The sequence below is a fragment of the Pseudomonas sp. NPDC077451 genome, assembly GCF_044543345.1.
GTDB lineage: Bacteria > Pseudomonadota > Gammaproteobacteria > Pseudomonadales > Pseudomonadaceae > Stutzerimonas.
On sequence record NZ_JBITVX010000001.1, the window covers coordinates 631641 to 645612 of the forward strand.

Consider the following 13972-nt stretch of genomic DNA (forward strand, 5'->3'; position numbering starts at 1 on the left):
TTATAATCGGCGACCGACCGGCAGGGGCCTTACAGGCAGTTTCCTGTGGGTTGTCACTCGTGGGTGGCGGGTACCGCTGCGTGCTCTTCCCAACAACTTTGCCCTGCGGTTTCGGGGCTCTCAAGTGTGAAAAAAAGCCGTGAAAAGCCAACGACCTGTAAACCTAGATCTTAGGACAATAAAACTCCCAATCACTGCTTACACCTCAATCCTTCATCGCATTTCTGGCGTGATCTTGTTTGTTGGTGTGGCCGTCCTGCTGCTTGCGCTTGATGTCTCTTTGTCGTCTGTCGAAGGCTTTGAAGAGGTGAAGGCGTATCTCGGTAGTCCGCTGGCGAAGCTGGTGGTCTGGGCTTTGCTCTCTGCGTTGCTGTATCACCTGGTGGCCGGTGTGCGCCATCTGGTCATGGATACCGGCCATGGCGAAACGCTGGAAGGCGGGAAGCTGGGCTCGAAAATCGTTTTGGCCGTATCGGCGGTGCTGATCGTTCTGGCGGGAGTTTGGATATGGTAACCAATGTCACCAACTTTTCCCGTTCGGGTCTGTATGACTGGATGGCCCAGCGCGTTTCAGCGGTGGTCCTGGCGGCTTATTTTCTCTTTCTGATCGGATACCTCATTGCGAATCCGGGGTTGGATTACGCTCAGTGGCATGCGTTGTTCTCCGCTCAGTGGATGCGCATCTTCAGTCTCCTTGCACTCGTTGCCCTCAGTGTTCATGCATGGGTTGGTATGTGGACGATTTCCACTGACTACCTGACCAACATGGCAATCGGTAAGTGGGCTACCGGCGTGCGTTTTCTCTTCCAGGCGGTGTGTGGCATAGCTATGTTCACCTTCTTCGTCTGGGGCGTGCAGATTCTTTGGGGTATCTGATCCATGGCTAGCATTCGTACTCTTTCTTATGACGCCATCATTATTGGTGGCGGTGGCGCGGGCATGCGCGCCGCGCTGCAGTTGGCCCAGGGTGGCCACAAAACTGCGGTGGTAACCAAGGTTTTTCCGACCCGCTCGCATACCGTATCCGCACAAGGTGGCATCACCTGTGCGATCGCTTCGGCCGACCCGAACGACGATTGGCGTTGGCACATGTACGATACCGTTAAGGGCTCCGATTACATCGGCGACCAGGATGCTATCGAATATATGTGTTCCGTTGGTCCGGAGGCTGTTTTCGAGCTGGAACACATGGGCTTGCCGTTCTCCCGAACCGAGCAGGGGCGCATCTACCAGCGTCCATTCGGTGGCCAGTCCAAGGACTATGGCAAAGGTGGGCAGGCTGCTCGCACCTGCGCGGCCGCTGACCGTACTGGTCATGCGCTGCTGCACACTCTCTATCAGGCCAACCTGAAGGCGGGCACGTCCTTCCTCAATGAATGGTATGGCGTGGATCTGGTGAAGAATCAGGATGGCGCCATCGTGGGCATCATCGCGATCTGCATCGAAAACGGCGAAACGGTCTACATCCGGTCCAAGGCTGTGGTCTTGGCCACCGGAGGTGCAGGGCGTATCTACGCATCGACCACTAACGCGCTGATTAACACCGGTGACGGTATTGGCATGGCGTTGCGCGCAGGTGTGCCGGTTCAGGATATTGAGATGTGGCAATTCCATCCGACCGGTATCGCTGGTGCCGGTGTGCTGGTAACCGAAGGTTGCCGTGGTGAAGGTGGATACCTGATCAATAAGCACGGCGAGCGCTTTATGGAGCGTTACGCGCCGAACGCGAAAGATCTGGCGGGTCGTGACGTAGTTGCTCGCTCCATGGTTAAAGAAATCCTGGCTGGTAACGGCTGTGGTCCAGATGGCGACCACGTGATGCTGAAGCTCGATCACCTGGGTGAGGAAGTGCTGCACAGTCGTCTACCGGGCATCTGCGAGCTGTCGAAAACCTTTGCGCATGTTGATCCTGTCACTGCTCCGGTGCCTGTAGTTCCGACCTGTCACTACATGATGGGTGGTGTCGCCACTAACATCCACGGCCAGGCAATGACCCAGGATGCCAATGGAAATGACAAGATCATTGAAGGGCTGTTCGCGGTAGGCGAAGTGGCGTGCGTATCGGTTCATGGCGCCAACCGTCTGGGTGGCAACTCTCTGCTTGACCTCGTTGTATTTGGTCGCGCCGCCGGTCTTCATCTGGAAAAAGCTCTGAAGGACGGTATCGAGCACCGCGGTGCGACTGAGGCCGATCTGGACGTTGCGCTGAGTCGTCTCGCCAGCTTGAACGAGCGGACCGAGGGCGAAGACGTCGCTTCGCTGCGTAAAGAACTGCAAAGCTGCATGCAGAATTACTTCGGTGTATTCCGTACCGGCGAGTATATGCAGAAGGGCATTGCCCAGCTTGCTGATCTCCGCCAGCGCATCGCCAATGTGAAGATTTCTGACAAGAGCCAGGCATTCAATACCGCCCGTATCGAGGCGCTGGAGCTGCAGAATTTGCTGGAAGTGGCTGAAGCAACTGCCATCGCTGCAGAGAATCGCAAAGAATCGCGCGGCGCGCATGCCCGCGAGGATTTCGAGGAGCGTGATGACGAGAACTGGCTGTGCCACACCCTGTACTTCCCGGGTGAGAAGCGCGTAGCCAAGCGTGCCGTGAACTTCTCTCCGAAGACTGTTCCGACTTTCGAACCTAAGGTTCGGACTTACTGAGGTCGCCGATATGTTGCAAGTGAGCGTTTATCGTTATAACCCGGATAAAGACGCCAAGCCCTACATGCAGGATTTTCAGGTCAATACCGATGGTAAGGACCTGATGGTGCTGGACGTGCTCGCCCTCATCAAGGAACAGGACGAAGGCTTCTCTTATCGTCGTTCATGCCGTGAGGGGGTTTGCGGTTCTGACGGCATGAACCTGAACGGCAAGAACGGGCTGGCCTGCATCACACCACTCTCGTCTGTAGTCAAAGGCAACAAGCTTGTGGTTCGTCCGCTACCTGGTTTGCCAGTTATTCGTGACTTGGCGGTGGATATGGGCATCTTCTATAAGCAGTACGAGAAGGTTCGCCCTTATTTGATGAACGATACACCGGCTCCGGCTATCGAACGTCTGCAGAGTCCGGAAGATCGAGAGAAGCTCGACGGTCTGTACGAGTGCATCCTTTGCGCTTGTTGTTCGACGAGCTGCCCGTCCTTCTGGTGGAATCCAGATAAGTTCCTCGGGCCCGCTGCGCTGCTGCAGGCCTATCGCTTTCTGGCCGACAGCCGCGACACCGAGACGGAGAACCGTCTGTCTGCGTTAGATGATCCATTCAGCGTGTTTCGCTGCCGGGGTATCATGAACTGCGTGAGTGTCTGTCCGAAAGGGCTGAATCCGACCAAGGCCATTGGCCATGTGCGGAACATGCTGCTGCAGAGCGCTACCTGATGCCCCCAAGGTGTCTGCGGCTATCGATGGTAGTTGCAGATCCTTAATGCTTCACCGCGACACCTACGGCGCCAGAGTTCAAACTCGGCGCCGTAGTCTTAGTAGGAATCCCAGCTCACAAAGCCGGGGTTTCGCTCTGAAAATTTGATGACCAGCAGGGGCATCCGGGGTGGTTCTCGGAAACTATCTGCGCGGTCCGTAGTGGCTTTACCTGGGTCGCTGCTTCAGAACTTGGGAAGTCATGCTGCGGTCTCCACGCTGGTGGTGTCTCCTTATCGAAGGTGACCAGACATGCAAGAAAGCGTAATGCAGCGCATGTGGGACAGTGCCCACCTATCCGGTGGTAACGCTGCCTATGTGGAAGAGCTCTACGAGCTCTACCTGCACGATCCCAACGCTGTGCCCGAAGAGTGGCGCACCTATTTCCAGAAGTTGCCGGTCAGCGGTGGCGCTGCGGCCGATGTATCGCATTCGACAATCCGCGATCACTTCGTATTGTTGGCCAAGAACCAACGTCGTGCTCAGCCTGCTTCAGCCGCTAGCGTCAGTAGCGAGCATGAGAAGAAACAGGTCGAAGTCCTGCGTCTGATCCAAGCTTATCGGATGCGTGGCCATCAGACTGCCCAGCTCGACCCGCTTGGGTTGCAACAGCGCCCGGCTCCAGCTGATCTGGCGATCAATAACTATGGCCTGACCGACGCAGATCTGGATACGGTGTTCCGCACCGGCGACCTTGCCATGGGCAAAGATCAGGCCACTTTGCGCGAGATTCACCAGGCGCTGCAAGAGACTTATTGCCGCACTATTGGGGCTGAATTTACCCACATCGTCGATTCAGACCAGCGCACTTGGTTTATCCAGCGGCTCGAAAGCGTTCGTGGACGTCCGTCCTTCTCGCCTGAAATCAAGAGCCACCTGCTTGAGCGTCTTACTGCTGCTGAAGGGCTCGAAAAGTACTTGGGCACCAAATATCCGGGTACCAAGCGTTTTGGTTTGGAAGGTGGTGAGAGCCTTATTCCGTTGCTGGACGAAATTATCCAGCGGTCAGGCTCCTACGGCACTAAGGAAATCGTCATTGGCATGGCCCACCGCGGCCGTCTCAACGTACTGGTCAATACCTTCGGTAAAAACCCACGCGACCTATTCGACGAGTTCGAAGGCAAGAAGGTTGAAGGGCTCAGCTCCGGTGATGTCAAGTATCACCAGGGCTTCTCTTCGAACGTCATGACTCCGGGTGGCGAAATACACCTGGCGATGGCGTTTAACCCTTCGCACCTGGAAATTGTGTCGCCAGTGGTTGAGGGCTCAGTTCGCGCTCGTCAGGATCGTCGTTGCGATGCGGTGGGTGACAAGGTACTGCCAGTCACCATCCACGGTGACGCCGCCGTTGCGGGGCAGGGCGTAGTTATGGAAACCTTCCAGATGTCCCAAACTCGTGCATACCGCACGGGCGGCACCATCCGGATCGTGATTAATAACCAGGTTGGCTTCACCACCAACAAGCAGGAGGACGCGCGCTCCACCGAGTACGCGACCGACGTCGCAAAGATGATTCAGGCGCCGATCTTCCACGTGAACGCGGATGATCCTGAAGCAGTTCTGTTTGTCACCCAGCTTGCTGTCGACTACCGGATGCAATTCAAGCGCGACATCGTCATCGACCTGATCTGCTATCGGCGTCGCGGTCACAACGAAGCGGACGAGCCCAGCGGCACTCAGCCGCTCATGTATCAGAAAATCGCCAAACAACGCACCACTCGTGAGCTGTATGCCGATGCGCTGACGCAATCGAGCGTGCTCGACAATGAACAGGTTCAGGCCAAGGTCGACGAATACCGAGCCGCGCTCGATAACGGCCTTCACGTGGTCAAGAGCCTGGTCAAGGAGCCGAACAAGGAGCTGTTCGTCGATTGGCGGCCGTACTTGGGCCATACCTGGACTGCTCGATACGACACGCGTTTCGAGCTAAAAGCGCTGCAGGAATTGTCCAGCAAGATGCTGGCGGTGCCGGAAGGCTTCGTCGTTCAACGTCAAGTGTCGAAAATTCTCGAAGACCGCCAGAAGATGGGTGCCGGCGCGCTTGCCATCAACTGGGGCTATGCCGAGACACTGGCTTACGCGACCCTGCTGTTCGAAGGTCATCCAGTTCGCATCAGTGGCCAGGACGTCGGCCGCGGGACCTTCTCGCACCGCCACGCGGCGTTGCACAACCAGAAGGATGGCAGCACTTACATCCCGCTACAGCATCTCTACGAAGGGCAGCCTCGCTTCGACCTGTACGACTCCTTCCTGTCGGAAGAGGCGGTACTGGCGTTTGAGTACGGCTATGCCACTACCATGCCTAACGCACTGGTAGTGTGGGAGGCGCAGTTCGGTGACTTTGCCAATGGTGCTCAGGTCGTCATCGACCAATTCATCACCAGTGGCGAGCACAAGTGGGGCCGTCTGTGCGGATTGACCATGCTGCTGCCGCACGGTTACGAAGGTCAGGGGCCGGAGCATTCGTCCGCGCGGCTGGAGCGTTACCTTCAGCTGTGCGCCGAGCACAACATTCAGGTATGCGTGCCGACAACGCCCGCTCAGGTCTATCACATGTTGCGCCGCCAGGCGATCCGCCCGCTGCGCAAGCCTCTGGTAGCGCTGACGCCGAAGTCATTGTTGCGGCACAAGTTGGCGACGTCGACCCTGGAAGACTTGACCCAAGGTTCGTTCCTGACCGTGATTCCGGAAATCGATCAGATCGATCCGAGCAAGGTCGAACGCGTTGTCATGTGCAGCGGCAAGGTCTATTACGATCTGCTGGATAAGCGTCGCAACGAAGGCCGTGAAGACATCGCCATTGTTCGTCTGGAGCAGCTGTATCCGTTCCCGGAAGATGATCTGGCTGAGGTGCTGGCGCCTTACCAGAACGTCAAGAGCATCGTCTGGTGCCAGGAAGAGCCGATGAACCAGGGTGCCTGGTATTGCAGCCAACATCATATGCGTCGCGTTGCCGTCGCGCATAAGAAGGAGCTGTTCCTGCAATACGCGGGTCGTGAAGCCTCTGCAGCACCTGCAGTCGGTTATGCCTCCATGCACGCCGAACAGCAGGAAAAACTGCTGCAGGACGCCTTCACCATTTAATCATTCTTGCAAGAGGCCGCGAACACCGCGGCCTCGATGTAAAAACCGAATCAAATAGGACCCAGCTAATGGCTATCGAGATTAAAGCCCCTCAATTTCCGGAATCGGTTGCTGACGGCACCGTTGCGACCTGGCACAAGCAACCGGGCGATGCGGTAAAGCGTGACGAACTGATTGTCGACATCGAGACCGACAAGGTTGTTATGGAAGTGCTAGCCGAAGCGGATGGCGTGCTGACCGAAATCGCCAAAAACGAAGGCGACACCGTGCTCAGCGGTGAGCTGCTTGGCAAGCTGGACGCTGGCGCTACGGCTTCAGCTCCAGCTGCTGCGCCTGCAGAAGCCGCCGCTCCGGCTGCCGCTCCAGCATCGGCACCTGCAGCGGGTGGAGAAGACGCGATCCTCGCGCCTGCCGCGCGCAAGCTGGCCGAAGAAAACGGCATCGATCCGAACAGCGTAAAGGGCACTGGCAAGGATGGGCGGGTAACAAAAGAAGATCTGGTTGCTGCCATCGAGGCCAAAAAATCGGCTCCGGCAGCCGCCAAGCCCGCCACTAGTGCAGCGTCGGCACCTGTTTCTGCTGCTGGTGACCGCACCGAGAAGCGCGTGCCGATGACGCGCCTTCGCGCCAAGGTTGCCGAGCGCCTGGTTGAAGCACAGTCGAACATGGCGATGCTGACCACCTTCAACGAAGTCGACATGACCGAGGTCATGGCGCTTCGCTCGAAGTACAAGGATCTGTTTGAAAAGACCCACAACGGCGTGCGTCTGGGCTTCATGTCCTTCTTCGTCAAGGCTTCCGTCGAGGCGCTGAAGCGCTTCCCCGCGGTTAACGCGTCGATCGACGGTACCGACATCGTCTACCACGGCTATCAGGACATCGGCGTCGCTGTCTCCAGCGATCGTGGTCTGGTCGTTCCGGTACTGCGCAATGCCGAGCTGATGAACCTGGCCGAAGTTGAAAGCGGCATCGCCACTTTTGGCAAGAAAGCGCGTGATGGCAAGCTGTCGATTGATGAGATGACTGGCGGCACCTTCACCATCACTAACGGCGGCACTTTCGGTTCGATGATGTCGACCCCGATTGTCAACCCGCCGCAAGCCGCTATCCTGGGCATGCACAACATTCTGCAGCGTCCGATGGCCGTTAATGGCCAGGTGGTCATCCGACCGATGATGTATCTGGCGTTGTCCTACGACCATCGCCTTATCGATGGCAAAGAAGCGGTCAGCTTCCTGGTGACCATCAAGAACCTGCTGGAAGATCCGGCCCGCTTGCTGCTGGACATCTAACAAGCGTCACGGGCTGCAGTTGGCAGGCTAGGCAAGTGCCGGGCCTGCTGTCTGCGGCCTTTGATTTTTTAGCTGCACTCAAGAGGATTCGTAATGAGCCAGAAATTCGACGTCGTCGTGATCGGTGCCGGCCCCGGCGGTTATGTTGCCGCCATTCGCGCAGCGCAACTGGGTCTGAAGACCGCCTGTATCGAAAAATATCAGGGCAAGGAAGGCAAGACCGCGCTTGGCGGAACCTGTCTGAACGTCGGTTGCATTCCGTCCAAGGCGCTGCTGGACAGCTCCTACAAGTTCCATGAAGCCCACGAGAGCTTCAAGGTTCACGGCATCAGCACTGGCGAAGTGGCCATGGACGTTCCGACCATGGTGGCCCGTAAGGACCAGATCGTTAAAAACCTGACTGGCGGTGTAGCCGGTCTTATGAAGGCAAACGGTGTGACCGTGTTCGAGGGTCACGGCAAGCTTCTCAGTGGCAAGCAGGTCGAAGTCACTGGCCTGGATGGCAACACGCAGGTGCTAGGTGCCGAGAATGTGATCCTCGCCTCCGGTTCCAAGCCGGTCGATATCCCGCCGGCGCCGGTCGATCAGAAGATCATTGTCGACTCGACAGGCGCTCTGGACTTCCAGAGCGTGCCGAAGAAGCTTGGCGTTATCGGCGCCGGTGTCATCGGCCTCGAGCTGGGATCGGTCTGGGCTCGCCTGGGTGCAGAAGTCACCGTCCTCGAAGCCATGGACAAGTTCCTGCCGGCTGCCGACGAACAAATTTCCAAGGAAGCCTTCAAGGTCCTAAGCAAACAGGGCCTGAATATTCTGCTGGGCGCCCGTGTGACCGGTTCGGAAGTGAAGGGTGACGAGGTCACCGTCAACTTCACCAACGCTGAGGGAGAGCAGCAGCAGACCTTCGACAAACTGATCGTTGCAGTTGGTCGCCGTCCTGTGACCACCGATCTGCTGGCCGCTGACGCGGGCGTCGACATGGATGAGCGAGGCTTCATCTTTGTTGACGATCAGTGCGCGACCAGTGTTCCAGGCGTTTATGCCATTGGTGACGTGGTCCGTGGTGCGATGCTCGCGCATAAGGCATCGGAAGAGGGTGTGATGGTTGCCGAGCGGATCGCGGGCCACAAATCGCAAATGAACTACGACCTGGTTCCGTCGGTCATCTATACCCATCCGGAAATCGCATGGGTCGGTAAGACTGAGCAGGCGCTGAAAAGCGAAGGCGTAGAAATCAACGTGGGCACCTTCCCGTTCGCCGCCAGTGGCCGTGCCATGGCTGCCAACGATACGGCGGGCCTGGTCAAGGTCATCGCTGACGCCAAGACCGACCGTGTACTGGGTGTGCATGTCATGGGGCCGGCTGCAGCCGAGCTGGTTCAGCAGGGCGCCATCGGCATGGAGTTCGGCACCAGCGCCGAAGATCTGGGCATGATGGTCTTCTCGCACCCGACCATGTCCGAAGCGCTGCACGAAGCTGCGCTGGCGGTGAATGGTCACGCGATTCACATCGCCAACCGCAAGAAGCGCTAATAGCGCAGCAACAAGCGGCGGCTCGCGCTGGGCTTTATAGGCCTGGCGCGGCCGCCGAATACCTTCAAGCAAGGTATGACAGGTCCCTGAAAGGTATCTTCGATAGTTTTCAGCGACTTGAGGTGACGCCGCTGCAATGTGGCGTCTGATGCACATCAAACCGAACGGTAGCTAAGATGAATCTTCACGAATATCAGGGCAAGCAACTGTTTGCCGAGTACGGATTGCCGGTTTCCAAGGGTTATGCGATCGACAGCCCCAAAGAAGCGGCTGAAGCCTGTGATCAGATTGGCGGTACCGAGTGGGTAGTTAAGGCTCAGGTACATGCTGGCGGTCGTGGCAAGGCGGGTGGCGTCAAGCTGGTCCGTAGCAAGGACGAATCCCGCGCATTCGCCGAGCAGTGGCTAGACAAGCGCTTGGTGACCTATCAAACCGACGCCAACGGACAACCGGTCAGCAAGATTCTCGTTGAAGCCTGCACAGACATCGATAGAGAACTGTACTTGGGCGCCGTGGTTGACCGTGCTACTCGTCGGGTGGTCTTCATGGCCTCCACCGAAGGTGGCGTCGACATCGAAAAGGTCGCTCACGACACGCCGGAAAAAATCCTCAAGGCAACCATCGATCCGCTCGTCGGCGCTCAGCCGTTCCAGGGCCGCGAGTTGGCATTCCAGCTCGGCCTGAAGGGTGATCAGGTCAAGCAGTTCGTCCACATTTTCGTGGGCCTGGCCAAGCTGTTCGTCGACTACGATCTGGCTCTGCTCGAAGTCAATCCGCTGGTCGTCAAGAAAGACGGCAATCTGCACTGCCTTGATGCCAAGTTGAATATCGATAGCAACGCGATCTATCGCCAGCCCAAGCTGCGCGGTATGCAGGACCCGTCCCAGGATGACCCGCGCGAAGCTCACGCAGCGAAGTGGGAGCTCAACTACGTTGCACTGGAAGGCAACATCGGCTGCATGGTCAATGGTGCAGGTCTGGCCATGGGCACCATGGATATCGTCAATCTGCACGGCGGCAAGCCGGCGAACTTCCTCGACGTCGGCGGCGGCGCTACAGAAGAGCGCGTGACTGAAGCGTTCAAAATCATCCTGTCCGATGAAAACGTCGCGGCTGTCCTGGTTAACATCTTCGGCGGCATCGTCCGTTGCGACATGATTGCTGAAGGCATTATCGGTGCGGTCAAGGAAGTCGGCGTCAAGGTTCCTGTGGTCGTCCGTCTCGAAGGCAACAATGCTGAACTCGGCGCCAAGATGCTGGGTGAAAGTGGTCTGAATATCATCGGTGCGACGAGCCTGACCGATGCGGCCATTCAAGTCGTCAAAGCCGCGGAGGGCAAGTAATGAGCGTCCTGATCAATAAAGACACCAAAGTTATCTGCCAGGGTTTCACCGGTTCGCAAGGTACCTTCCACTCCGAGCAGGCCATCGAATACGGCACCAAAATGGTCGGTGGCGTGACTCCTGGCAAGGGCGGCACAACTCATCTGGGCCTGCCGGTATTCAACACGGTTAAAGAAGCAGTCGAAGCGACTGGCGCGGATGCGTCAGTGATCTATGTTCCGGCACCGTTTTGCAAGGACTCCATTCTTGAAGCAGTGTTCGGCGGTATCAAGCTGATCGTCTGCATCACCGAAGGCATCCCAACTCTCGACATGCTCGAAGTGAAGATCAAGTGTGACGAAATGGGTGTTCGCCTGATTGGCCCGAACTGCCCAGGTGTGATTACGCCTGGCGAGTGCAAGATCGGTATCCAGCCGGGTCACATCCACATGCCGGGTAAGGTTGGCATCGTGTCTCGTTCGGGCACTCTGACCTACGAAGCGGTCAAGCAGACCACCGACGCTGGTTTCGGTCAGTCCACCTGCGTGGGTATCGGCGGCGATCCTATTCCAGGATCGACCTTCATCGACATCCTCAAGTTGTTCCAGGAAGACCCGCAGACCGAAGCGATCGTCATGATCGGTGAGATCGGCGGTTCCGCCGAAGAGGAGGCAGCTGCCTATATCAAGGCCAATGTCACCAAGCCGGTAGTCTCCTACATTGCTGGTGTGACGGCTCCGGCGGGCAAGCGCATGGGGCATGCCGGTGCGATCATTTCCGGCGGCAAGGGCACCGCGGACGAGAAGTTCGCTGCGCTGCAAGACGCTGGCGTGAAGACTGTTCGTTCGCTCGCCGATATCGGCAAGGCGCTGGCGGAAGTCACTGGCTGGGACGCCAAGCTGGCCTGATCCCCTCCTAGCGTCACCCGATGCCAGTCAGCTCGTCTGACTGGCATCCTCGTTTCTGCAGGATGATAAACGGCGTTCTGGCTTGGTCCGACCGAATATGCCAAGCGGCGTCCGTCTTCTCGCACCATCTCGTTTTGGGAAGTACGACTCTTCGCCCTCACTAGTCATTTCGATTAAGGTGCGTGCTTTTTTCATGCGGCGCAGCATGAGCCGTATCCGGGAGTTCACGCTTGGTGCGTGTCGTGCCAGAACCTTCTGTAGTGGTGATAATTCAATGATTCGACTGAAAGGCCTTGATCTGCTGGCCCTAGGCTTCATGACGTTCGCGCTGTTTCTCGGCGCAGGCAATATTATCTTTCCACCCAGTGCCGGGCTGGCTGCAGGGCACTCGCTCTGGTTTGCTGCACTGGGATTTCTGTTAACCGGCGTCGGGTTGCCTTTGTTGACTGTGGTCGCGCTGGCACGGGTCGGCGGCGGCATGGATCGCTTGACCGCCCCGCTGGGGCGTGGCGCCGGCACGCTGCTGGCGGTAGCGGTGTACCTTGCCATTGGCCCACTGTTCGCTACGCCTCGGACGGCAGTGGTTTCGTTTGAAATGGGCGTTGCGCCCTTTACCGGCAACGCAGCTATCCCCCTTTTCGTTTATACGGTTCTGTTTTTTTCGGCGACATTGTTCCTGGCGATAAATCCAGGTCAGTTGGTGAACCGGGTCGGCAAGTTCATCACGCCTGTATTACTGGCTGCATTGCTGGTGCTGGGCGGCGCTGCGGTGTTCGCGCCGGCTGGCGACATCGGGACCACAGCTGAGAGCTACCGTAACGGTCCCCTGCTGAAGGGATTTCTAGAAGGCTATCTGACCATGGATACCTTGGGCGCGCTGGTATTCGGCATTGTGATCGCGACCGCCATCCGTGATCGAGGCGTATCCGAGCCGGCGCTGGTGACCCGTTACTCTATGATTGCTGGCGCCATAGCCGCGCTTGGTCTGTCGCTGGTGTACCTCGCGCTGTTCTACCTGGGCGCAACTAGTCAGGGCATTGCCGGCGAGGCGCAAAACGGCGTGCAGATCCTCACGACTTACGTGCAACACACCTTTGGTACTACGGGCAGTCTGCTGCTTGCAGTCGTGATTACGCTGGCTTGCCTGACAACCGCAGTCGGATTGACGACCGCCTGTGGCGAATTCTTCAGCGGCTTGATGCCCGTCGGCTATCGCACTGTCGCCGTGGTATTCACGCTTTTCAGTCTGTTGGTGGCCAATCAGGGCCTGACCCAGCTGATCAGTGTGTCCGTGCCCGTGCTGGTCGGGCTCTACCCGCTGGCGATCATGTTGGTCGCATTGAGTCTGTTGGATCGCTGCTGGGTTTCGCCCAGCCGGGTGTTTATCCCGGTAATGGCCGTCACGCTGGTGTTCGGTGTTGCCGATGGGTTGTCTGCGGCGGGCTTCACCGACCTGGTTCCCGTGTTGTTTACCAGGCTCCCCTTAGCCGCGCAGAGCATGGGCTGGCTGGTTCCTGTGCTGGTGACTCTGGCGATCGCGTTCGCCGTGGATCGGCTGCTTGGTCAACGCCGACTCGCATCAGATGCCGGTTGACCCGGGCGCACGATTGGTTCTCGAGACGTCTAGCAAGCGGTTTCGCTGGCTATAATTAGGCGCATGCGTCCAGAGGGGTCTACATGCTCATTCCCAATCATTTGCTGCCTCATCTGATTGCTGTCGCGTGGTTCGTGCTGTGCTGGGCCGGTTACACCCGCTACGCAAGCTGGCGGGGCAGGGACACGGCGTGCCTGGCCAGCGTCCTGCATTTGTATCGGCAGGACTGGATGCGACGCATGCTGCTGCGCGATAACCGCATCGCGGATGCCAACGTGATCGGCAACCTGGAGCGCAACGCGGCATTTTTCGCATCCAGCACCTTGATCATCCTGGCTGGCATACTGACTGCGCTGGGCGCGTCCGAGCGTGCTGTTTCGCTGTTGGCAGATCTGCCGTTCGCGCAACCAGTCAGCCGTGGGCTTTCGGAAATCAAGCTGTTGGCGTTGGCGGTGGTGTTCGTTTATGCGTTTTTCACGTTCAGCTGGTGCATGCGGCAGTACAACTTCGCTGCTGTGCTGGTTGCCTCGGCACCGATGGCGGGTGAGCGCAACGTGAGTGACCTTGAGCGCAAGTCATTCGCCGAGCGGGCTGCTAGGGTCATCTCGATGGCGGCAAACCAGTTCAACTTCGGCCTGAGAGCTTATTACTTCGGAATGGCTACCTTGTCCTGGTTCATTCATCCTTGGTTCTTCATGACGGTAACGACCGGGGTGGTACTGGTCTTGTATCGCCGAGAGTTTCATTCCGATGTGCTTGAAGTCATGGTGTTCACGCCAACCTTGCCTATCGAGCCGCCCAAGGAGTGAGGGGCTAGCCAGTAGAGCCGGTAAACT

The 13972-nt window shown here is 57.8% G+C and carries 11 protein-coding genes; all 11 read left to right on the forward strand.

Going from position 1 to position 13972, the window contains the following annotated elements; all coding sequences use genetic code 11:
- The first annotated feature begins 139 nt into the window (after positions 1 to 139).
- Complete coding sequence (gene sdhC / locus ACIGHL_RS02995) at positions 140 to 514, forward strand: succinate dehydrogenase, cytochrome b556 subunit (protein ID WP_045426302.1); 375 nt, start codon at positions 140 to 142, stop codon at positions 512 to 514.
- Positions 508 to 876, forward strand: coding sequence for a succinate dehydrogenase, hydrophobic membrane anchor protein (sdhD, locus tag ACIGHL_RS03000; protein ID WP_128119268.1), 369 nt, complete (start codon positions 508 to 510; stop codon positions 874 to 876). The genes sdhC and sdhD overlap by 7 nt, the downstream gene beginning before the upstream one ends.
- Before the next feature lie 3 nt (positions 877 to 879).
- The gene (gene sdhA / locus ACIGHL_RS03005) at positions 880 to 2652 is read left to right on the forward strand and encodes a succinate dehydrogenase flavoprotein subunit (RefSeq protein WP_045426308.1); all 1773 of its coding nucleotides are present in this window, start codon (positions 880 to 882) and stop codon (positions 2650 to 2652) included.
- 10 nt (positions 2653 to 2662) lie between these two features.
- Entirely contained in the window at positions 2663 to 3367 is a 705-nt protein-coding gene (locus ACIGHL_RS03010) for a succinate dehydrogenase iron-sulfur subunit (protein ID WP_045426311.1), read from the forward strand.
- Between the two features lie 291 nt (positions 3368 to 3658).
- The gene (locus ACIGHL_RS03015; RefSeq protein ID WP_128119269.1) at positions 3659 to 6490 is read left to right on the forward strand and encodes a 2-oxoglutarate dehydrogenase E1 component; all 2832 of its coding nucleotides are present in this window, start codon (positions 3659 to 3661) and stop codon (positions 6488 to 6490) included.
- A 68-nt stretch (positions 6491 to 6558) separates the two neighbouring features.
- Entirely contained in the window at positions 6559 to 7782 is a 1224-nt protein-coding gene (gene odhB, locus ACIGHL_RS03020) for a 2-oxoglutarate dehydrogenase complex dihydrolipoyllysine-residue succinyltransferase (RefSeq protein WP_045426317.1), read from the forward strand.
- Between the two features lie 93 nt (positions 7783 to 7875).
- A complete protein-coding gene (gene lpdA, locus ACIGHL_RS03025) occupies positions 7876 to 9312 on the forward strand; it encodes a dihydrolipoyl dehydrogenase (RefSeq protein WP_128119270.1) in 1437 nt (478 codons plus the stop codon).
- 176 nt (positions 9313 to 9488) lie between these two features.
- Positions 9489 to 10655, forward strand: coding sequence for an ADP-forming succinate--CoA ligase subunit beta (sucC, locus tag ACIGHL_RS03030; RefSeq protein ID WP_216706796.1), 1167 nt, complete (start codon positions 9489 to 9491; stop codon positions 10653 to 10655).
- Positions 10655 to 11542, forward strand: coding sequence for a succinate--CoA ligase subunit alpha (gene sucD, locus ACIGHL_RS03035; protein WP_128119271.1), 888 nt, complete (start codon positions 10655 to 10657; stop codon positions 11540 to 11542). The genes sucC and sucD overlap by 1 nt, the downstream gene beginning before the upstream one ends.
- A 274-nt stretch (positions 11543 to 11816) precedes the next feature.
- Positions 11817 to 13136, forward strand: a complete 1320-nt coding sequence (gene brnQ / locus ACIGHL_RS03040) for a branched-chain amino acid transport system II carrier protein (RefSeq protein WP_128119272.1) — start codon at positions 11817 to 11819, stop codon at positions 13134 to 13136.
- Positions 13137 to 13219: 83 nt separating this feature from the next.
- Entirely contained in the window at positions 13220 to 13945 is a 726-nt protein-coding gene (locus ACIGHL_RS03045; RefSeq protein WP_128119273.1) for a DUF599 domain-containing protein, read from the forward strand.
- Positions 13946 to 13972 lie beyond the last annotated feature (27 nt).

Bases quoted from the DNA above. Each gene is read 5' to 3' on its own strand.
- sdhA (WP_045426308.1), top strand. From the start codon at position 880: ATGGCTAGCATTCGTACTCTTTCTTATGACGCCATCATTATTGGTGGC.
- sucC (WP_216706796.1), top strand. From the start codon at position 9,489: ATGAATCTTCACGAATATCAGGGCAAGCAACTGTTTGCCGAGTACGGA.
- ACIGHL_RS03010 (WP_045426311.1), top strand. From the start codon at position 2,663: ATGTTGCAAGTGAGCGTTTATCGTTATAACCCGGATAAAGACGCCAAG.
- odhB (WP_045426317.1), top strand. From the start codon at position 6,559: ATGGCTATCGAGATTAAAGCCCCTCAATTTCCGGAATCGGTTGCTGAC.
- ACIGHL_RS03015 (WP_128119269.1), top strand. From the start codon at position 3,659: ATGCAAGAAAGCGTAATGCAGCGCATGTGGGACAGTGCCCACCTATCC.
- brnQ (WP_128119272.1), top strand. From the start codon at position 11,817: ATGATTCGACTGAAAGGCCTTGATCTGCTGGCCCTAGGCTTCATGACG.
- ACIGHL_RS03045 (WP_128119273.1), top strand. From the start codon at position 13,220: ATGCTCATTCCCAATCATTTGCTGCCTCATCTGATTGCTGTCGCGTGG.
- sucD (WP_128119271.1), top strand. From the start codon at position 10,655: ATGAGCGTCCTGATCAATAAAGACACCAAAGTTATCTGCCAGGGTTTC.
- lpdA (WP_128119270.1), top strand. From the start codon at position 7,876: ATGAGCCAGAAATTCGACGTCGTCGTGATCGGTGCCGGCCCCGGCGGT.
- sdhD (WP_128119268.1), top strand. From the start codon at position 508: ATGGTAACCAATGTCACCAACTTTTCCCGTTCGGGTCTGTATGACTGG.